General features: G+C 62.5%; 16 protein-coding genes. 6 read left to right on the forward strand and 10 right to left on the reverse strand.

What is annotated here, in order from left to right:
• Positions 1 to 1042: 1042 nt before the first annotated feature.
• Complete coding sequence (locus tag ABD768_RS41205; protein WP_344850195.1) at positions 1043 to 1795, reverse strand: GntR family transcriptional regulator; 753 nt, start codon at positions 1793 to 1795, stop codon at positions 1043 to 1045.
• 178 nt (positions 1796 to 1973) lie between these two features.
• On the opposite strand from ABD768_RS41205, the gene ABD768_RS41210 reads away from it, so the two are divergent.
• Positions 1974 to 3449 carry a helix-turn-helix domain-containing protein gene (locus ABD768_RS41210; protein WP_344850197.1) on the forward strand — a complete coding sequence of 492 codons (1476 nt, stop codon included), beginning with the start codon at positions 1974 to 1976 and terminating at the stop codon, positions 3447 to 3449.
• Between the two features lie 55 nt (positions 3450 to 3504).
• Here ABD768_RS41210 and ABD768_RS41215 read toward each other — a convergent pair whose 3' ends face one another.
• The 5 genes from ABD768_RS41215 to ABD768_RS41230 all read right to left on the reverse strand — a co-directional run bounded on the left by ABD768_RS41215 (position 3505) and on the right by ABD768_RS41230 (position 6865).
• On the reverse strand, positions 3505 to 3951 hold the full coding sequence (locus ABD768_RS41215) for an Imm1 family immunity protein (protein WP_344850198.1): 447 nt from the start codon (positions 3949 to 3951) through the stop codon (positions 3505 to 3507).
• The gene (locus tag ABD768_RS43235; protein WP_425558479.1) at positions 3948 to 4838 is read right to left on the reverse strand and encodes a DddA-like double-stranded DNA deaminase toxin; all 891 of its coding nucleotides are present in this window, start codon (positions 4836 to 4838) and stop codon (positions 3948 to 3950) included. The genes ABD768_RS41215 and ABD768_RS43235 overlap by 4 nt, the downstream gene beginning before the upstream one ends.
• Positions 4811 to 5071, reverse strand: a complete 261-nt coding sequence (locus ABD768_RS41220) for a hypothetical protein (RefSeq protein ID WP_344850199.1) — start codon at positions 5069 to 5071, stop codon at positions 4811 to 4813. Before ABD768_RS41220 ends, ABD768_RS43235 begins: the two co-directional genes overlap by 28 nt.
• Before the next feature lie 551 nt (positions 5072 to 5622).
• A complete protein-coding gene (locus ABD768_RS41225; protein ID WP_344850201.1) occupies positions 5623 to 6468 on the reverse strand; it encodes a class I SAM-dependent methyltransferase in 846 nt (281 codons plus the stop codon).
• Positions 6469 to 6664: 196 nt separating this feature from the next.
• Positions 6665 to 6865, reverse strand: a complete 201-nt coding sequence (locus tag ABD768_RS41230) for a hypothetical protein (protein ID WP_344850203.1) — start codon at positions 6863 to 6865, stop codon at positions 6665 to 6667.
• 542 nt (positions 6866 to 7407) lie between these two features.
• On the opposite strand from ABD768_RS41230, the gene ABD768_RS41235 reads away from it, so the two are divergent.
• Together ABD768_RS41235 and ABD768_RS41240 are read left to right on the forward strand one after the other, a co-directional pair.
• Positions 7408 to 8733 carry a helix-turn-helix domain-containing protein gene (locus tag ABD768_RS41235; protein WP_486327395.1) on the forward strand — a complete coding sequence of 442 codons (1326 nt, stop codon included), beginning with the start codon at positions 7408 to 7410 and terminating at the stop codon, positions 8731 to 8733.
• A 7-nt stretch (positions 8734 to 8740) separates the two neighbouring features.
• On the forward strand, positions 8741 to 9220 hold the full coding sequence (locus ABD768_RS41240; protein WP_344850207.1) for a hypothetical protein: 480 nt from the start codon (positions 8741 to 8743) through the stop codon (positions 9218 to 9220).
• Positions 9221 to 9366: 146 nt separating this feature from the next.
• Here ABD768_RS41240 and ABD768_RS41245 read toward each other — a convergent pair whose 3' ends face one another.
• The 4 genes from ABD768_RS41245 to ABD768_RS41260 all read right to left on the reverse strand — a co-directional run bounded on the left by ABD768_RS41245 (position 9367) and on the right by ABD768_RS41260 (position 12800).
• Positions 9367 to 10086 (reverse strand): restriction endonuclease, encoded by a 720-nt coding sequence (locus ABD768_RS41245; RefSeq protein ID WP_344850209.1) that lies wholly within the window; start codon positions 10084 to 10086, stop codon positions 9367 to 9369.
• Positions 10087 to 10471: 385 nt separating this feature from the next.
• Positions 10472 to 11437 carry a GNAT family N-acetyltransferase gene (locus ABD768_RS41250; RefSeq protein WP_344850213.1) on the reverse strand — a complete coding sequence of 322 codons (966 nt, stop codon included), beginning with the start codon at positions 11435 to 11437 and terminating at the stop codon, positions 10472 to 10474.
• Positions 11438 to 11510: 73 nt separating this feature from the next.
• Positions 11511 to 12413, reverse strand: a complete 903-nt coding sequence (locus tag ABD768_RS41255) for a serine hydrolase domain-containing protein (RefSeq protein WP_344850215.1) — start codon at positions 12411 to 12413, stop codon at positions 11511 to 11513.
• 201 nt (positions 12414 to 12614) lie between these two features.
• A complete protein-coding gene (locus ABD768_RS41260; RefSeq protein ID WP_344850217.1) occupies positions 12615 to 12800 on the reverse strand; it encodes a hypothetical protein in 186 nt (61 codons plus the stop codon).
• Between the two features lie 245 nt (positions 12801 to 13045).
• Between ABD768_RS41260 and ABD768_RS41265 the strand changes: the two genes are divergently transcribed.
• The 3 genes from ABD768_RS41265 (at position 13046) to ABD768_RS41275 (ending at position 18655) form a co-directional block, all read left to right on the forward strand.
• Positions 13046 to 14950: an AfsR/SARP family transcriptional regulator gene (locus tag ABD768_RS41265; RefSeq protein WP_344850219.1), complete on the forward strand. Its 1905-nt coding sequence runs from the start codon at positions 13046 to 13048 to the stop codon at positions 14948 to 14950.
• Positions 14951 to 15064: 114 nt separating this feature from the next.
• On the forward strand, positions 15065 to 17890 hold the full coding sequence (locus ABD768_RS41270) for an ATP-binding protein (protein WP_344850221.1): 2826 nt from the start codon (positions 15065 to 15067) through the stop codon (positions 17888 to 17890).
• Between the two features lie 363 nt (positions 17891 to 18253).
• Positions 18254 to 18655 (forward strand): hypothetical protein, encoded by a 402-nt coding sequence (locus tag ABD768_RS41275; RefSeq protein WP_344850223.1) that lies wholly within the window; start codon positions 18254 to 18256, stop codon positions 18653 to 18655.
• The last annotated feature ends 507 nt before the right edge of the window (positions 18656 to 19162 follow it).

The following is a 19162-nucleotide window of genomic DNA, read 5'->3' on the forward strand; positions in this document are numbered from 1 at the left end:
GAGGCAGGGGAGGATCGAGGCGGCCACTGGGCGCGCAGTCCGCGCACAGGCCGCTGTCGAGCGTGCCGTGAGTGCGCGCCAAGCCGCTGCTGAGCGGCATGACGACAGAGTTGCCAGAGCGCAGGCCACGGCGTCGGCAGACACCGCTGAGCTGGCTCGGGTGTGTGGCTCAGCCGAAGCGGCCGCCGAGATTCTGGGTTGGTCGACTCGCGACGTACGACGCGTGTTGAAAGCCGAGAACGAGGCCGGCAACTCCGCGCCAACCCGGTCTCGAAGACCTCCTCGTCAAGGATCACCTGAGACGTCAGGGACTTCAGGTCCATGAGGGCGAGAATCAGCCGCGAGCAAGTATCCCTGAGCGGGGCTGAAGATCAGACGTGCTGCATGATGGTTCCGAGAGAAGGAGGTGTGGATGTTCAAGGCGCGCCATAGGTTGCTCGCGACAGCCTTCGCCTATGCAGAGCAGGGAATCGCTGTGCGCCAGGCATACAGCGTGATACGCACTGCCAGTGCGCTCGATGCATTCGGTCGATGGAGGTGCGCCTGCGGAGACCTGACTTGTCAGCGTCCGGGCACACACGCCAGCGGCGATGACTGGCTAACAGACATCGCGGATGTAGCACGAGTGTGGAGCACGCCTCAGTCGCCGAATCTTCTGGCGACGTCGGGTGCAGCGGTCTGGTTCTGGAAGCTCCCGCGAGTTATCGGCGCGTACGGGATGCGCTTGTTCGAGCAGCAGCGTCCTGGCCCTTGGCCGCCGCTGTTGAAGTTGCCCAGTGGGGATTGGGTTGTGGCGACCGCGCGGCCCGTGGCCGGAGTGACCTTGGCTACGGGCGTGAGCGCATTTCAGCCGGGTACGCCGGTGCTGATGCCGCCGTCTCGTCTGCCTTCGGGACGGACTCGTTGGTTGCAGTCGCCGGCATTTCCGCAAACTCCGCTGCCGTCGGCGGAGTCAGTACACGAGTTGGTTCAGCAGGCAGAGAGAGAACGCTTCGAGCTCCTGGGGTACGTCGGCTAGCAAGGACCAATGCCGCCAGCGGCGTCAGGATCCGGGGCGGTAGTGCAGCTGGGTGTCCTCAGCGCTGCGATGGGTCTCTTGCATGACGAGTGGACGCTCATTGTGAGTTGCAATCCGGCGGGTGATGAGCATCGGGATTGCGTTGGGGATGAGGAGCTTGCGAGCATCGTCTGCGGAGGGGTGGCGCGCTGAGATGTAGTCATTGAACTCAGGTTCCATCCCGGCTTCTCTGGCGGCCTTGTAAACCTGGCGAGCCGAAATATAAGGGTGCTCGGCGAGCTCGGGGATCTCGCGAGTCACGAAGACTGGGAGATAGGTACGCACGAAGATCCGCGTACCGCTGTTGTTCTCGAGCAATCGATCAGACGCGTAATAGGAGGTCCCCTGCGCGATGCCGAGCGAGAGCGCCAGAGGTGTGTCGGCGTCGGCCCGGTACTTCGATGGCCGGTCCAGCTCCGTCCAATCGGCGGCGCCACTTTCGTTGTCGATGTAGTTGCCGTCTCTGTCCACAGTGATGGTGCGTGCGTGTGTGTGGACGGGCCAGTCGCCGATGCGTCTGACGAAAGCTCCTTTGCCGGGGATGACCTGCAAGAGGCCTTCTGTGCGCAGTGCGGCGATCGCGGCGCGGACCGTGATCCGCGAGACGTCATAAGTGCTGATCAGTTGCCGCTCGGACGGCAGGACAGCTGCCGGGGCGAGCCGCCCGGAGAGGATCTGGTCGCGAAGCGACGCGGCGAGCTGCTCAGTTTTGGTGCCGAGTACCCCTTTGGAGCTCATTGGTTCCTCCTGCGAAGTCTGGCCACTGGTCATAATAAGTGGTTGCGTTTGTCGCAGTCCAGAAGTTACTCTGAGTGCACTGGTTATAACCGGTGGTTGCGTCAGATGGAAGGTCGGTTTCTATGACTGATCGAAGGTGTTCACGGTTTGCGGGCAACGATCCCAGCAAGGCAGTGCCATGACTGCACAGGCGCGACAACCCAATCAGTTGCTTCGGGCAGCGCGGGCCGGTCTGTCTCAGGTGGCGCTGGCCGAGCAGGTCAACACAGAGATCTACCGTGCGACGGGCCGGGTAGCAGCGATCAGCTCGAAGTCGATCTCCGACTGGGAACGAGGCTGGTACACGTGGCCATCGAAGGACGCTCGAGCTGCCCTCCGCAGCATCTTCGGTAAGACGGATATCGAACTGGGGTTCTTCAAGCAGCGTGTCGGGAGGGCCAAGAACCGGCCGCGGCAGATTCTGTCGCCCTACTTTCCGTTGGAAGACCTGATGGGCGCGCAGGTCGGCACGGTGCAGCCGCTGCAGTTTCCGGCCGGGAAGTCTTTCACCGGTGTCGAGGTCGTCGCGCATCATTGCGCTGCGAAGAGGGCAGGCCGCGACTGGCTTGTAGTTGATCCAGCAAACGATGTGGTGGAGTCGCTACGGCGGCCCGACGCTCGGTCGGTGGTGGTGGCCGTTGACGACGAGCGCAGGTTCTACGTATGCGACGGCAGGCACTTCGCAGACCACGCTGATCATCTTGCGGGCCCGCATCCCCTGCCAGCCGCGAACGTGATCGATGACCTGACGATCGGCATTATCTGGGCGGTCATCAATACCGACACGGCCCTCCTCGCTGACGACGGTCAACTGGAGGCCTATCGTGCGCGGTTGGCTCCCTATGACGAACGCCTCAGGTCGGAGGCGCGCCTGCGGGAGGTGCCGAACCTGAATGCCGTTTCGAGGCGCTGGCTTGGTTCGCAATTCTGTGTACGGCATGTGGCACGGCACCTCGATCGGCTGACCGGCCCAGCGTTGCTCTGGTCGCGGGAACGGTCCGGCGAGGAAGCAGCGTCGTGGCTGATCTGGTCGCACAGATATGAGTACCTCCACAGGATCTCGCGCCGGTTCACTGGGATCCGCCACGGATTCTGTGTGCCGGAGAGCGAGGTGGCGGGCTCTCCACGGTACGAGCGAGTGCTGTTGCTTCTCGCAACGGCATTGATGGAGGCGTTCGGAGTCAGAGTGGAGGTGAGCGCTGAACCCGACCTAGGCCAGGTCGAAGGTTTCGTGCTTGCCGAGGAAGTGATTGTTGCGGACTCCTTCGGAGATCTGGGGCTCTGGTACGTGGACGTCGGAGCATCGCGTTCTCGGACGGCAAAGTACCGGCAACTCTCACGGGAGCTCGCCGCGGACGCAGTGAACCGGCAGTCGACGGCGGCTGCAAGGCTGATGGCTCTAGCTGAGTACCTCGACGTGCCTTGGCAGTGGTTCCAGGCACGATGTGAGGAACTTGCTGTTGCTGGTGTCGACAACCTCGCTCATCCACGAAGCCGGCTTCTCTCGACCCGTGGCCTGAACACCGCGATCCGCTATGTGGCCTATCTCGAGACCCTTGGAGATGCAGACTCTGAGCTATGTGGGTCGGGGGCAGCGGGAGGCTATTGCAGCTAATAGGTGATGGCGGTGCTGGCGAGGACTACATCGAGTGGTCGTCTGAGCTGCCGCCTCACTTTGGATCTGCGAAGGCGCCCCAGCCTTCGACAGGGTCGGGCTCTCCCTCTGGCATCGGCACGACCGTCCATGCGACGGACGCCGGTCGTTGAGAGGTGCGCAGGAATTCGGCAGCGGCGGCGCGTGCATGCGCTGCCGGGATGGCACTCCCGACGTCCATTTTGGTCGGTACTGACCCCATGTCGAACTCGGCCTCTGCGGGATCCGCGAGCGTGCCCACTGAGTGGTACATCTCATCGCCGGCGTTCAGGCCCTCGATGAACCTCAGCGAGCTGAAGTCTTGCCCTAGTCCAATCATGAGGACCTCGTGGCTGGGCGACTCAAGCTGGAGCCAGGTCGGATGAGGAAGCGCGACGACCGCGTCCAGCAGGATATTCAGCTCACCCTCAGAGGTGACCCTGACAGTCTCGCGCTCGTAGTAGCCCATCAGAGTGTTACTCACGCCATCCCCTTCCCGTTCCCCCGGTAGACCTTGTGGCCGCCGGGCCAGTACACCGTAAGTTGTGATCCGTCAGGAAGCTGTGATTCGAGGGTCGCGTCGCACCCGCCCGGACCTCCGCAAGGCTGGTTGTTCAAGTAGAGCGTGGCCTCGCGCGGTGCCCCCGGACGGCGCATCAGCGCCGCTGTGTGTCCTTCTACGTGATCCTGTGCAACCGATAGCCGGGCGATTGGATCGACCAGGTACGGACTGCCTTTGCCCGGACCTCTGGAGCCACTGACCAGGTGAATTGGTCCGCGGCCGTCCGTCCTCGACAGGATGCCCGAGGTGAGGTCCCCTTCGGACCTCATCGGTAAACGCTGAAAGAGCTGCTCGAGGAACGGCGCGGGCGGCGGCTGCGAGCCGCCACTTCCCCTCCCCCAAGTCGGGTCTTCGACGTCTGAGTTTGTGCGGTCAGGTTCGTTGACCGTCTTTGGTTCCTTGCCGACGCGACCTGGCGCTGAACCATCAGGACCATGTTCATTGCCGCGGCCTGACTGAGGTCTACCGGTTGTCTGGGGGTTCCGGGCAGCTGAGTGGGACGCCGGATGTGTGTCACCTGTACCGCCCTGGACCAACCTCTCGGCCCAGCCTTGAGCCTTTGACGGAGCCAAGGAGAGACATTGGGCTGCTACGTCACACGCCCGTGCCGCTGCATCGAGTTGACTACCGGCTGCAGTAGCGCCGAGGTGGGTAGCGATCGCGGCGTTCTCCCTGCACCGCACAGCGGCCCGCTGTAGGTGTTGGAGAATCCCGGGAACCTCATCTAGGCAATCAACCAGCCTCTGTGCTACCCGCTGAAGATCGGAAGGCACCCTACGGCCTAGATCTGATCGGCGTAGCTCTTGCATCCGGCCGAAGCAATCTCCAATGCCTCGGAAGCCTGCTCGACCGCTTTACCCGCAGCATCCAAGATCTCGGAGATGTCCCGGTCGACACCGGTTGCGGTGCCAGCTATCAGGCGCTCCACCTGCGCGCTGTGCTCAGTGAACCGCAGCTTGAACCCCGCCAAGCCTCCCGCCGCCTGCTTCGCTTCGGCCGCCACCTGGTGTAGCTGCTCCTTCAGGCGCTGTAGGTCTGACATGGCAATCTCCTCACTGGACGTGGACGTGGACGTGGGGCCGGGCCTTTGGCAGTTGGACCGGGGATGCGGCCGTGGGGTCTCCTAGGCCATGCAGCCTGCGACTCCAGAAGGAGACGCCGAAAGTACAGACTGGCTGACGGATGCCGACTCTGTCGGTGCCGTCTGGGGAGTCGCCGAGCCCGAACCTTGCGATCACCTCCAGTGCGACCGTTGCCATTTGGAGGCTGCCCAAGGTGGCCGGCGCCTACGGCAAGCGTCTCTATGAGCAGGATCGCCCCGGGGTTTGGCCGCCAACTATGCAGCTTCCTGAAGGCGGTTGGATCACCTGCACTCTGCCGCCAAGAGACGAACTCGGACCGCTGGCCACCGGGGTCGAGTACGTCTCCCCAGGAACAGCTGTCGTGATCCCGCCGTCTCGCCTGCTTCCCGGGCCTAGGTTGCGCTGGGATGGCGCAAAGTTCCCCGAGCACCCGCTGAGTCGGTCCTTTCCAAGGTTCTCCAGGCAGAGATCGAGCACGAAGAGTTGTTCGGCGGCCGGACGGCTTAGCAGACTAGTCCTTGTAGCCGATGGCAAGGAACAAGGAGCTGGAGGCAACCAACTCCGGCATCCTGTCGGCCAGACGACAGCACTCCAGTGCCGTCGTCAGCGGGTCCTCAGCAGCTAGGTTCTGCGAGTACGGCTGGTCCTTGAAGTGGGCATCGATCGCTACTGTGAGCCAGCCACCAGGCCCCGTGAGCCCGAAGATCTTGACCGACCGCAACCCGGCATCGGCGATCTCGCTACGGAGCTGGCTTTCCTTGTGGTAGAAGCAATGCGCCATGCGCTCGTTGTCTTCGCTAAAGCCGCTGTCGATGATCTTCTCGACGATGTGAAGTCGCGGAACGAGGGTGTTGGCGAGGGTCGAGCCGATCAGATTGGCCGCTCGGTTGATCGCTATCGCAACGATGACGCCACCGGGGCGTAGTACCCGCGCAGCCTCACGAAGGGCAAGCCGCCGATCGGAGGCGTCCGGCAGGTGATAGAGCGGACCCGCCATCAATACTGCGTCGAACGTCCCGTTCGGCCAGGGCAGATTGCGTGCGTCGCCGCGTTCCGCACTGACTCCGCTGTCACGGGCCTTCTTGACGTGTCCCACAACGGGGTCCAGGAGGTCGACGTTGTAGCCCTGGCCCTGGAGCCACTGTGCATGTACGCCAGGACCGCCGCCGATGTCCGCAACGCGGCTAGGAGCAGGCGGTAGCCATCGCGTCAGGAATTCGTACAGCCGCGCGCTCTCAAGCTTGCCTTTCAGGGTGGAACTCAGGCGAACGGACTCATTCCATCGGGTCGAGTAGTGCTGATGGATCTCGGCACTCACTGCTGGCTGGTCCGGCACTGCTGCAATGTCGGTGTCCACGACACTCCTTATTGATTGGTTGGAACAGCGAGTGGGCGCCGCTCGCCCAGCGAAGCCCACCCGCTGGTCTTGAGGAGTCCTCGATCTCGGGGTTGAAATCGAGGACTCCGTCTGTGGTGACGGAACCGGCACCGCGCGACGATCAACCGCGCCAGAGGTTGGATGCCGGTTCCGTCAGATCATGGAGTTTCGCGACTTAATCGCGAGGGTCGTACGGTTCGCCAGGCGGGTATGCGATCTCGTTCTCCGTGGCTTCCCTGGCGCGAATCTGGTCGTGCGGATATCGCGTCCGAAAGGCATCGGCGTATGCCTGGGCCAAGGCAGCCGGCGCTACACGGGCGTTGATGATCCGGCCATCGCGGATCACTGCCACCAGCCACTGCTTCTCATCGGTCACCGGGCCGAGCGTGTGGTCGGCTCGTTGGTCACCCTTAGCTTGGCGAACCGCCTGCGCTGCGCGGCCTCCAACCGAGCCGCGTACCGCGGGTTGTCGCCAATCCAGTCCGAAATGAGATGTTCCCCGAACCAAACTTGCACCCGGCGCCATTCAGCACCCCCCTCGCTCTGCACCGTCTCCATCACGGTCCTCATCTCCCCGTTCAATCAGATCCCCGTCGAGGTGGCGCTCGCCCCGGAGCCATCCTTCGAAAGCCCACCGGTTCAGGTCAGGGCACCTGCTGACGTACTCGCTGATCTGGGCTTCGCTCAGTTCGCTGATCACCGTCAGTCACATCCTTGCCGTTCAACTCGGGCCGATAAGCGGACCGCGTCAGTCGGCCGTAGTGGGTCTGTTGCATTGCGTAACCAATGTGACGGAGGGCCCAGGTGGTATCCATCCCCATTGGGGATACCTATTCGGATTCGACGTGGAACGAGGAGTAAGGACGCGCCTACGCTTGGGTACGATCCCGACCTGAGTTCCTATGGATCGAGGGCCACATGAAGGACGGGGTTGCGGAGCCGCTGCGGCTGCCTGCTTCGTTCTGGCGGGCCGAGGTCGTTCAAAACGCTCTGCGATCCCGCGATATCAGCACACTGTTCAACGAGGCCAGCAAGCGTGGGATGAGTCAAACCCGAATTGGTATGGCTGTGGGCTTCAGTCAAGGCCGTGTCAGCGAGATCATTCGGGGTACCCGTGGAGTAGCCCGGATTCACGTTCTAGAGCGCATCGCGGATGGATTCTCAATGCCCATCCACGCACGGAACGCACTAGGACTTGCTCCGAGTGGAGGCGGCGTCCGAACAAGCACCCCTTGGCCCGCGCCGCCAGAGACGAAGGTGGATGGGGGTGGAGGAGTCGGTGATGACGTGCAGCGCAAAGAATTCCTACGGGTCGCGGTTGGGGCTGGTACCGGCCTCATCGCCTCGCGATACATCTCCTTCGCCGACGACCAGGGAGCACATGACCTGCGGTCCGCACTAGCCGGACCGATCACGCACTACCGGCGGATGGAACATGCCGTCTCTTCAGAGCACCTCGCCCCCGCAGTTGAGGCGCACCTCGCACTTGCTCGAGTAACCGTCGACCAACATCTCAGGACGCCCGGCGGGCTCAGCGTTCTCGCTGAAATTGCAGGCATGACAGGCTGGCTGGCAACTGACCGCGGTGATCTTGCAACGGCGCGACTGCGATACGGAGAGGCAGTGCAACGCGCCCAGCAGGCCCGGCATCCGCTGTTGACTGCCTACATGACGGCGAGCCTGGGCCAGTTCGAGACTGAAGCCGGAAACGCTCATATCGGGTTGAAGTACATCTCGAAGGCCGAATCGCTCCTTGAGCGAGCGGCACCGGACTCGGCTCGCGCCTGGCTCTCCTCCCTGAGGGCAATCACTCTCGCCGAGCTTGCAGACCGAAAAGGAACTTACGCGGCGCTGAAGCTCGCGAATACCTTGACGTCTCGGCAACGCGGCGAACCGACATGGCCCTGGGTGTTCCAGTACGACAACGCCAAGTTCGCCTCATCCGAAGCAGTGGCGCTGGGCCGACTTGGTGAGCTACCTGGCGCAATTGCTGCATTCGAGGCCGCACAGGTGCACATCACAGGACCGAAACCGCGAGCACTGGCGCTCATGGATCACGCCAACGTCCTGTCTTGCTCTGGTCGGCTGGACGAGGCGTGCGCTGTAGCCGAAGCAGCTCTCCAGGCCGGTCACTCACTTGGCAGCGTGCGGGTCATCAACCGTGTACGGTCCTTCCACGCGAACCTTCCGGCCGACGCGGCCGGAGTGGTGCATCTCACCGACGCACTAAGCGCCGTCAGCTAGGAGACTCGTGACCCGACTCGCAATCTCAGGCCATCGCGGGATGCAAGCACCGACCGAGGAACTCGTGGCCGCCGAGATCCACAAACTGGTGCAGGATGAAGGTTCCGCAGATCTGACCGGAATCTCATGCCTGGCCGATGGGCCAGACAGCATCTTCGCTGAGCAGGTTCTTGAGGCCGGCGGTCGGCTCATTGCAGTGATCCCCGCGAGCAAGTACCGCGAAAGCCTTCCAGACGAGCATCACCAGCTGTACGACAGCCTGCTCGAGCGGGCATCCGAGACCGTCGCGCTAGAGCACACTGAGTCCGACTCAGAAGCCCACATGGACGCCAGTCTCCGCATGCTCGAGCTGGCAGAAAAACTTATCGCGGTCTGGGACGGCCAACCAGCACGGGGCTACGGTGGCACGGCTGACGTGGTCTCGGCAGCGAACGAGAAGAACATCCCGGTCATCATCGTGTGGCCACCCGGCTCAACCAGAGACTGATGGGGGAGCGACAGCCCCACGAGCTGACCGGATAGTAGGTCGCCCTATGGCATCTCTCAATGAGCCTGTGTTCAGTGCCTGCTGAGCGAGCTGACGTTGGTAAACGATCAGTCGGTAGACGATCCCCCTCGGAAACTTGCCTCCGGTTACTGAGCTTGTTCCGGAATGCGCACAGTGATGGTGTCCACATCCGCGTCGCCGGGCCACATGAAGGCGTCAAACACAACCTCGCAGCCCCAACAGTCGGTCGTGCCGATGTCGATCCCCGACACCTCGCCACATTCGGGGCACTCGGCGGTCAACGTGCCGCATGAGCCGCAGGTGCCGGCGACTGTCGCAATCCCGTCTGCTTCGGCTGGCCACTCGTGCAGTGCGACGTCATCCAAGCAGTTGGGGTTTGGGCACGCCCTCTCGCGTAGGAACTGGCGGGCTTTCAATCGCCATCGCTTCAACTCCTCAAGGTCGCCTAGATCCCGCAGTTCAATCCTTGGATGTGCTGCACCCGACGCACGTGCCTGGGCGCCGGCATCGAAGCCTCCCCAGGCGCAAAGGACTCCTTTGTCCGCGTCGATGTCGAGCAGCTTGCCCACGAACTGGTCAACGACATCGATACCAAGCTTCTTCGTGGTGTTCCGCTTGCACTCGATCGCGACCTTCGTCTCGGAGAAGCCGACCGTACCGACGACCAGCGCGTCAATTTGCCGCCGCCGCCTGCTAACCCTGCCTGGTTGCTTGACGTTGTGTGTTACGACTGCGTCTGAGTCGTAGCCCGCAGCGAGCTCAGCGACCGTCAGCTCGAACTGCTCCCAGGCAGGGTGCGAGTCGTCTAGCGGCTCGAAATCCTCCGTACCCGTGATATCGTCCACAGCCCTGAACGATAGCGCCGAAGAACCCAGTGCGAACCCATCGACCCTCAATACCTCGAGATTCCAGCCGACCGTGCCGCTGGCCGGCTGGGCGGATCAATTTGTAGGGCAGCCGACCTGCTTAACCGGCCAGATTGCCCGCCGGATCTCTGGCTCGAAGGCCAGAAGGATGCCGTACTCGGCCGCGGCCTTCATCGCCACAGATCTGGCTGGTGGCCTCGAAGGTGTGTCGCAGTGGGGTGAGTGAGGCATCGCAAGGTGAACCCGATCCCTGCAGTCTCTACAAAGGCGGTCTCGGCTGCAGTGTTCCTGCTGCTCAACGGCGTCTGCCGTCTCGATACGGCGCACCAGTTGTTGAAAGTAGCAATCGGCGATAGCGGCGGAGTCAGAGCGGAAGGCTGAATGTGGTCCAATTGCTTCGCAGCGAGAATCCGAGGCTGGTATACAAGCTGACTGCGCCCGTGGGGCTGTCCGCGTCGACCCCGAGCCGGACCCGCTGGTACCCGCTCGCAGCAGCCTCGACTAGCATTTTTGTGAGGGTTGCTTTGGCGAGGCCGCGCCCTCGATAAGACCGCTTGGTGCCGAGTTGCCCGATGTACAGTTCACGAACGCCGGTGATCTCGGTGTCTGCATCCCATTCATAGCCGAGGACGTAGGCCGCAATTGTATTTCCAGAGAAGGCAACCTGTGACAGCTCTGGGCGGAATGAGCGGATGCCGGTGACTTCGGATTGCCAGCTGGCTGCGTCCTTGGCCGTGGCGCCCCAGATATCTGCGATTACTTGATTGTGCGTGTTTCGCAAATCCTCGCTGAATGATGGATCGAAAGTAACGATCTTGAAGTGGTCGGCGGCGCGCAGTTCAGGTACCACTGTATCCAGTGGGCGAATCATGTCGAAATGATAGCGCTGCTCGTCGAAGCCGAGCGTACGTAGTATCTGGATGGCGTGGAGATTTGATCCGATCGTGGTATTGCATACTTCCCCTGGTGTGTCAGCGTGGTTCGCCAGATGTAACTGCCTCGCCCGCTCGGTGAGCCAGCGCATCAACGTCGTCCCCAGGCCCCTGCGGCGCCAGTCCGGGTGTACACAGCCTTCTGTTTTGACGCGGTCGATATCCACTACCGATGTGGCCGTGTGCAATGCCCCAAAGGCGATCAGCCTGCCCGCATCCCACAGGCCGACGGTTTCAAGGTTTGGGTCGCTCAACTCATGAATCAAGTCTTCGGCAGTGTAGTTGTCGCCTTCACTGTCAACCTTCTCCTTCGCGGCCAGAAGCCCTGCCCAATCGTCCGCATCTTGAGCTCGGAGCGAGCGCGCTTCGATGCCATCGGGAAAAGTCACATTCGTCATCCCGGCAATGTATCTGCGCAGGCTGAACCAGACCTGAAGCATAGCTGGATGGGAAATCGACCTGTGGATAGCCTCAATCCACGCGATCAAGGATGAAGGCATGGATCGCATCAAGCAGGCGAGAGTCCTGTTCGCAGTGGGCGGTCACGGTGACAGCGATCTTCCGACGTGGGCAAATCACTACGTACTGTCCATACCGGCCGTCCATGCGATACATGCCGTCCATGTCGATCCAAACCCCCAAACCATAGCCGAACGTCCAGCGATCGCCGTAGTCGATACTCGAGGTGTCGACCGGATCTGCGACCATCTCGTGCACGAAGCTCGCGGGCACGATTTGTCGCTCACCCCAGTGGCCTTCCTGTAGAAGAAGTTGCGCGAACCGCGCCAGCTCGTGAGTGCGCAGGAACAGGTCACTTTCGGCGAAAGTGAAGCCTTGCGGACAGGCGTGCCATCCCGGGTTGTGCAGGTCCAGCGACGCGAACAGTCGTGGCATGAGATACGAGCGCAAGTCCACGCCGGCCGCCCGCGTGATGGTGCGGCCGATCGCGTAAGCACCAGACCCGGTATACGCGAAGTGTTGGCCAGGGAGCGCCTCCAGCGGCGCCTCGATGATTTCATGCAGCAGATCTGGGGTCTGAATGCGTTGATCCGCGAACCATCGATGGCTAGTGCCGCTGGTCATGTTGAGCAAATGGCGCAGCGTAATTTGCTCGACACCCTCCGCAGCGCTTGAGGCTAGCTCCGGAAAATGACTGAGGAGGGTGTCGTCCAAGGTGAGGTGTCCCTCGGCCTGCGCGAGACCTAGAGCAACAGCAGTGAACGCCTTTGCCACCGAATAGACGTTCACCCTGTCGTCCGAGCGGAGCCGACGCTCGATCGGATCGGCGCCCGCGTGGTAGACGTGTACGCCGTACACGCCTAGATTCCATTCGTCCGTGGCGCGAAGGAAGTCCTCGAGCAGGCCTACTGTCATTTGACGAATATTACGGCTGGGCTCCGAAGAGGGGTGTCGCCCGGGTCCAGGTTGCAGGCTACCGGGGTCGCGAGCGGTACGGGTTAACGCCGCCTGGGTACAGATACGTCGTTCGACGGATGTTTGCTGCCCGCGCGCCTTCTAGCGTCATTATCGCGAACCAGGAGGCGAACAGTGGGTCCCTTTGTTGTCATCAGCCGATCACAGATCACGCCAGGCAGAGCCGAGGCTGCCGGTATGGACTGTGAGGATTTCTGTCGCCGTGTAGAGGAACGAGAACCGAGAGTCCTGGCTCTCAACGTCTACGTGACCGCAGAGCGTCACCGGATCGTCATCATCCAGATTCATCCGGATGCAGAGTCGATGGAGTACCACGTGTCCGTTCACCAGGCCCAGGCTCTTGGTCCAGCCAGGCACGTGGTCCTGCAATCCGTCGAGATCTATGGTTCTCCGACTCGCGCGTTGCTCGAGTCACTTCGCCGGCATCACCCGGGTGTGCCGATGTCGGTACTGCCAGTGCGAAGGACCGGTTTCATCCGGGTCCAGGATTCGAGTCGCCTACTGATCTCGCGCGCAGTTCCGCCCCGCTCGGCCGGCGAGTGCCTTGACGCGACGTCCGAAGGAGCATTGTGATGAGTGTCGAACTCCAGGAAGTTCCTCGATCACTGCACGAGGACGCAGCCGCCGCTGTCGATCTGCGGCATCGCACGACCGCTGCCGGCGACCATCGTTCGATGGCTGGCCACTCACCGAGTTATCACGGCGTGCAGGTGCGCTTGCTCGGCGCCGTCGACCTGCGAGTCGGCGACGAAGTGATTGATGTTTCAGGGGTACGGAGGAAGGCGCTGCTGGCGGCACTGGCACTAGGGGAGGATCAGCCAGTCAGCAGAGACTTGCTCATTGACGTGGTGTGGTCCGGCAGTGTCCCCGCGACCGTGACGAACACGCTCCAAAGCCATGTCTCCTACCTCCGCCGGCGATTGGGGACGCCGAAGGCGATCGCGGCAACAACGCGCGGTTACCGACTGAGCCTTGGCCCGAGCGGCACTGACGCACAGGTTGCCGAGCGCTTGGTCAGCGAAGCCGGTGCGACTGCCGACCTCCGTGATCGTGCCACGAAGCTACGTTCGGCACTCGCGCTTTGGCGGGGAATGCCGATGGTCGACATTCGCGGCCATCTCTGGATCGACGATCAGGCCGAACGTCTCGGCAATCTGCGCTGGATGGCCGTCAAAGCCTTGATCGATACTCGCCTTCGACTGGGTCAGCACGCGCAACTGGTTCCTGCTCTGGAAGAGCTGGTGCCGGAGCATCCATTCGATGAGGATCTCGGCGGACAGTTGATGCTGGCGCTGTATCGCTCCGGACGCCAAGCCGATGCCCTGTCGGCGTTCCGCCGGATCCGCGAGCGACTTGGCGATGAATTGGGAATCGATCCCGGCCGAGCGTTGCGAGACCTCGAGCAGGCAATCTTGCGACAAGACGTATCGCTCGACGTGCTTGAGAACAGCAGCGCAGCGGCGGTACGAGCGGAGCCCTTGAAACTGCTACAGCTCCCGCCGGTTAGCAACGAGGTGGTCGGTCGGGATTGTGAGCTGGCACGACTCGACCACGTTCTTTCTGAAGCACGCAGCGTTAGCATGACGATGCCAACCGTGGCGATCACCGGCATGCCTGGCATCGGTAAGACCAATCTGGCCTTATGGTGGGCGCATGTTTCCGCGGCGCAGTTCCCGGATGGACAGCTGTATGCCGGTCTCCATGGATTCGAGTCGACGCTGGACCCCACTGCTCCGCTAGATGTGCTGATCGGTTTCCTCACCGCGCTCGGAGTGCCGGCTGACAGGATTCCAGCCGATCTCGACGCTGCCGTCGGGCTGTACCGCAGTCACGTTGCAGGCATGCGACTGCTCGTGGTTCTGGACGGCGCGGCCGATGCCGAACAGGTCAGACCTCTCCTCCCCAGCACACCTGGCTGCATGGCGGTGATCACCAGCCGAGCCGACCTGGCGCCACTCACCATCACGAACGGCGCGAGTCAGTTGCGGCTGAGGCCACTCTCCGCCGGAGACAGCCTGCTCCTTGTGGCGGCGCGACTCGGACAGACCCCGGAGAACGCCGAACTGTTGTTGGAGCGGTGTGCCGGATTGCCGCTCGCGCTGGCGATCGCCGCCAGTCGCTGGCGAGACCACTTTGCCCAGGAGTGGGCCGCGATCGCCGCCAATCCGCCAGCTGAGGCGAACGTCCTGACGATGCTGGCAAGCGACGACCCCGCCACCGATCTGCGTCGGCTCTTTGCTGGAAGCTACCGGCATCTAAGCGAAGACGCAGCCGATCTTTTTCGCTCGATCAGCACGGTGGGAATCGACCATCGGGGCGCCGGAGGCGCGCGGTTCGCCAAGCTGATCCGTGAACTCGAGCGGAACTCCCTGGTCGAGCGGCAGGAAGACGGCACGTTCTCGATCCACCCGCTGCTTCGAAGCTTCGGCGCGGAACTCGAGCTCGAGGCGAGATCATTTCACCGGCACCTGACATAAGAAATCGGTCATCCCGCCCTGAGGCGGTCCATGGTCGGCCTGCCGCCACCCGGGGCAGTCGTCAACGGCGAGAGGTCTCCTCCGTAGGGCGTCCGGTGCCTGATACTCAGGGGCATGAGCCAGAACCTCGGCCGATTGGTGTCGAGCCCGCAGCTGATTGGGCGCGACGCGGAGATGGCGGCTTTGACAGACTTCGCATCCGCCCTTGGGGCAGGCGGTCCCAGGGTGACGCTCGTCTCCGGTAGGGCTGGATCCGGCAAGACGCGGCTGATCCGTGAGCTCAACGAAAAGCTTCGCGAGGAAGGGGTGACCGTTCTGCCGGGAGCCTGCCTGGCGCTCGAGGCGGGCAGCCCGCCGTACCTCGCACTACATACCGCTCTACGATCGGCGCTTCCGGCCGGAGCTCCGGTACTGGCCGAGCTGACCGGGGCGCGTGCAACGAGCCGGATGGAACTGTTCGAAGAACTTCGCGCGTCGGTCGAATCCATCGCGCGAGGTGGCAAGACAGCGCTGATCATCGAAGACCTGCACTGGGCCGATCCGGCCACGCAGGATGCGCTGAGCTACCTCGTCGCTCAGGCCGCCGGTGCCTGGGGCCTGATCGCGACAATGCGTCCAGAAGGCGCTGACAGCGCCGCCGCTCTTCTGGCTGGTCTGGAGCGTCGGCACATCCTGCGCCTGAGCCTCGGCACCTTGTCGGTCGCCGAGGTCGGTGCGCAAATGGCGGCGATCATCGGTATTCGGCCTGACGCCGCCGAGGTGGATCTTGTCCATCGTCGTAGCGGCGGCATCCCACTCCTCGTCGAAGAAGTCGTCGCCGCTGGCAACGGCGAGATTCCCGATCATCTTCGAGCGATGTTCGTGGCCCGGGTCAGGGAACTCGGAGAGTTGGTTGCAGACGTCGTCGGCGTAGCCTCGGTCGTGGATCGCAGATGTGACGAAACTGTGATTGGGCAGATCCTCGGCACAGAGATCCACGCTGCTCGTGCGGCCGCGAACGAGGCCGTGAACTGGGATCTGCTGATGGTCGATGCCGAGGGTTATCGCGTCCGTCACGAGCTACTCCGTGAGGCGGTATACGGTTCTCTGGCTCCAGCACAACGGCGACAATTGCACGAACGTGCCGGGGTTGTCCTCTCCGAGAGCTCTACCGCGGAGCCCGGAGAGCTTGCGTACCACTGGTATTTAGCCGGCCGACCCAAAGACGCGACGAGGGCGTTCTTGGAGGCGACCGACCTTGCTGAGCGCGCCAACGCCCCGGCCACGGCGTACTCCTACCTCGAGCGTGTTCTTTCGCTCTGGCCGTCCCTGGACGACGAGGATCAAGAGCGGGCTGGAGGTAGAGGCGAAGTCCTGCGGCGGACGGCAATCGCCGCCGAGCGGAGTGGCTCCTTCGATGCGGCGATCGCTCTCACCGAAGAGCGCCTAGCGGCCTGTGTGGGCGACGAGCTCTCGATGGCGTACGAGAGGCTGGCGAGATATCGATGGCAGGGAGGCGACGGAATCGGTGCCGCCGCCGCGCACGACCAAGCTATTGGTAGCCTCACAGTGAATACCTCGGCAGGGGTGCGCGCGAAGGTTCTGTCCGGCCAGGCATGGCACCTCAGGCTGGTCGGCAGGATCGATGACGCGGTTCGCATGTCCGACGCGGCGCTGCAGCAGAGCCAGACTGTCGAGGACCCTGCCATCGTCTGGCAAGTTCTACTCAGTTGGGGTGTCGCCCGACTGGGCCAGGAGGAGGCCGTCGGCGCGCTTACAAGGGCACGGTCCATGGCGGAGTCGTTGGATGCGGGTTTCGATATCGCGATCTGCACTCTGTGGCAGTACGAGAACCTCAGGATGCTCGGGCGCCTCAACGAAACTGACGGACTCCTCGCGACAGGCCTTCGGCAGGCGGCCGCCTACGGATTGAGCCGCAGCGTGGAAGCCGTGCTCTCGTACCAGTTGATCGAGCGCATGCTTGAGACCGGGCGTTGGACGGAGGCGTTGAATCTCGCCGATTCGGTTCTGCGCCGTGACGTCCACGGAATACCTGAATTCTTCACACGAGCGTTCCGCGCGCGACTGGCCGCGATGCAAGGCGATGAGGCGACGCTCGAGGACGCCGGCCGGTACGTCGACGCTTACAGTGCGCGCATTCCGCACCAGCGACCACGGGCGATCGTCTTGATGGCTCGGGCGGAATGGAGCCTCTGGCGAGGGCTCTCCGATGGAGCAGCGGCACTCTGCCAACAGGCAGTAGAGTCGTCACGACTCGACGTCTACTACCGTGCCGACGCGCTCGCGATGCTGGCTCGAGCACGGGCGGACTGGGCTGCCCAAGCCAGAGCGCAGGGAAATGCTGACGACGCAGCGGAACAAGCTGCCGAACTTCATGTCCAAGCCGACGCCTGGGAACATCGAGACTATCCTGAGGTCGCCGCCCTCCTAGCCCTAACGCGGGCGGAATCAGAGAGGCTTGTTGGCTCGCGAGATCCGCAGCCATGGCGGGAGACCGTTGACGCCCTCGCAGCGGTATCGGATCTCTACCGGGCGGCGTACGCGCGTTGGCGACTTTCCTGGGCATTGCTAGGCTCGAGGTCCGGCCGCGCCGAGGCTACCAGGCAACTCGATCAAGCTCACGAGGCCGCGCTGGCTCTCGGCGCAGATCCGCTCCGCACTGCGATCGAGAAACAGGCCCAAGACGCGCGACTCCAGGTCGCCTTCGGTCAAGACGCCGCATCGATGCCCAAGGCACCTGAATTCCAGCTGACGACTCGCGAACTCGAAGTCCTGCCACTCCTGGCCGCGGGCAGGACGAACGCCGAAATAGCCAGCATTCTGGTCATCAGTCCGCGCACGGTCGGTGAACACGTGTCCCGCATTTTGCGCAAGATGGGCGCCGGACGAAGGACCGAAGCCGCCGATATCGCCCGGCGCAGAGGACTTCTGGACGGTTGAGTCAGCGTCGCTACCTAACCCTGCGCCATCGTCGGTTTCGCACTGGTTCTGGGATTTCCGGCCCCGAACGAGTTCGCTCACCACGTGTGCCGAGGTCAGGCCAGTCTGGAGAGGCTGCCTTACGTTGGACTTCAGGAACACATCAGCGTCATAAGAGACCATTGAGTCGATCAGATAGCCACTCGGCTGGACTACGCCACCATTCCTATTACGCTAACTAATTGGCGTAATAGGAATCGATGGGTCCTCTTGTTGCATGCGCGGCCGAGGGGTCGTCTTGCCTGAGGGTCTCCTGCTGGACCGAGCGACCGCTCCGCGACCGAGTCCGTTCTCGGATAGCCAGTCAGTACAATAAATCATGAAATGGTGATTCAACAGATGTTTCGAATTGTCGCCCCTGCCGGTCTGATCTGCCTGATTGTTGCTTCGTTGGTTGGCTGCGACTCTTCATCAGGAAGTCCACAGAGTAATGCGGGGCCGTCCGCCTACTGCGCAAAGCTGACCGAATTCAACGGAAAATCGGCTAAACCTGGCGATTTTTCCACACTCCTAGCGAGCGCGGAAGAAGTTCAAAAGGTCGCACCGGACGGCCAGCGAGAAAAATGGGACCTGCTTGTCAGCTATGCGCGACGATTGAGCGAGGCGGCCAACGATCAGCGGAAGCTCACGGCAGTCCTCGCTGACGAATCCAAGGCGCGCGCAGCCAACGATGCGGTGGCGAGCTACGCGAAAGAACATTGTGGCCTTCAGATGCGGTCCAACTAGCAGGGATCTCTCAGATGCGAGATTGAGGACACGGTCGGATACATCACGCTGCATTCAGCGCGTGATATGTCCCTTCTTGAGAACCATCGTTGTGGTCTCCATGTCCTTCTCGCGCGATGACGCCCTCGCTTTTGCCGCTCGTGCTAGGAAACATTGAGCCGCATACCACCTCAATATGTATCCCCGTCGGCTGATAATGAGATTCCGTAGGTAATCCGCCTACCGGATGAACAGTCCGGCTGCCTGTTAGCAAACATTGCATTGGCTGCCAAGATTAATGCTGGCCTCGCGCAGCATGCCCTCATCGCAGTCAGTGCGGTTTCAGTGGGGTTCATGGCGGGGCGGCTAACTTGAGGCGATTGGGACCCGGCTCGAGATGGCCCCCTGCTTGTGAGGAGTGTGTTGTGGTGTTTGGGTTTGGTTTGGTGGGGGCGTTTCGGCGTTTGGGTCGTGTTGTTGTGGTTTGGGTGGTTGGTGTGGGGTTGGTGGTTGGTGGTATTTCGCGGG

The sequence above is a fragment of the Kribbella ginsengisoli genome (assembly GCF_039537185.1).
In the GTDB taxonomy this organism is placed as follows: Bacteria; Actinomycetota; Actinomycetes; order Propionibacteriales; family Kribbellaceae; genus Kribbella; species Kribbella koreensis.

Bases quoted from the DNA above. Each gene is read 5' to 3' on its own strand.
- ABD768_RS41275 (WP_344850223.1), top strand. From the start codon at position 18,254: ATGGTGATTCAACAGATGTTTCGAATTGTCGCCCCTGCCGGTCTGATC.
- ABD768_RS41270 (WP_344850221.1), top strand. From the start codon at position 15,065: ATGAGCCAGAACCTCGGCCGATTGGTGTCGAGCCCGCAGCTGATTGGG.
- ABD768_RS41265 (WP_344850219.1), top strand. From the start codon at position 13,046: ATGAGTGTCGAACTCCAGGAAGTTCCTCGATCACTGCACGAGGACGCA.
- ABD768_RS43235 (WP_425558479.1), bottom strand. From the start codon at position 4,838: ATGCAAGAGCTACGCCGATCAGATCTAGGCCGTAGGGTGCCTTCCGAT.
- ABD768_RS41205 (WP_344850195.1), bottom strand. From the start codon at position 1,795: ATGAGCTCCAAAGGGGTACTCGGCACCAAAACTGAGCAGCTCGCCGCG.
- ABD768_RS41220 (WP_344850199.1), bottom strand. From the start codon at position 5,071: ATGTCAGACCTACAGCGCCTGAAGGAGCAGCTACACCAGGTGGCGGCC.
- ABD768_RS41235 (WP_486327395.1), top strand. From the start codon at position 7,408: ATGAAGGACGGGGTTGCGGAGCCGCTGCGGCTGCCTGCTTCGTTCTGG.
- ABD768_RS41255 (WP_344850215.1), bottom strand. From the start codon at position 12,413: ATGACAGTAGGCCTGCTCGAGGACTTCCTTCGCGCCACGGACGAATGG.
- ABD768_RS41250 (WP_344850213.1), bottom strand. From the start codon at position 11,437: ATGACGAATGTGACTTTTCCCGATGGCATCGAAGCGCGCTCGCTCCGA.
- ABD768_RS41210 (WP_344850197.1), top strand. From the start codon at position 1,974: ATGACTGCACAGGCGCGACAACCCAATCAGTTGCTTCGGGCAGCGCGG.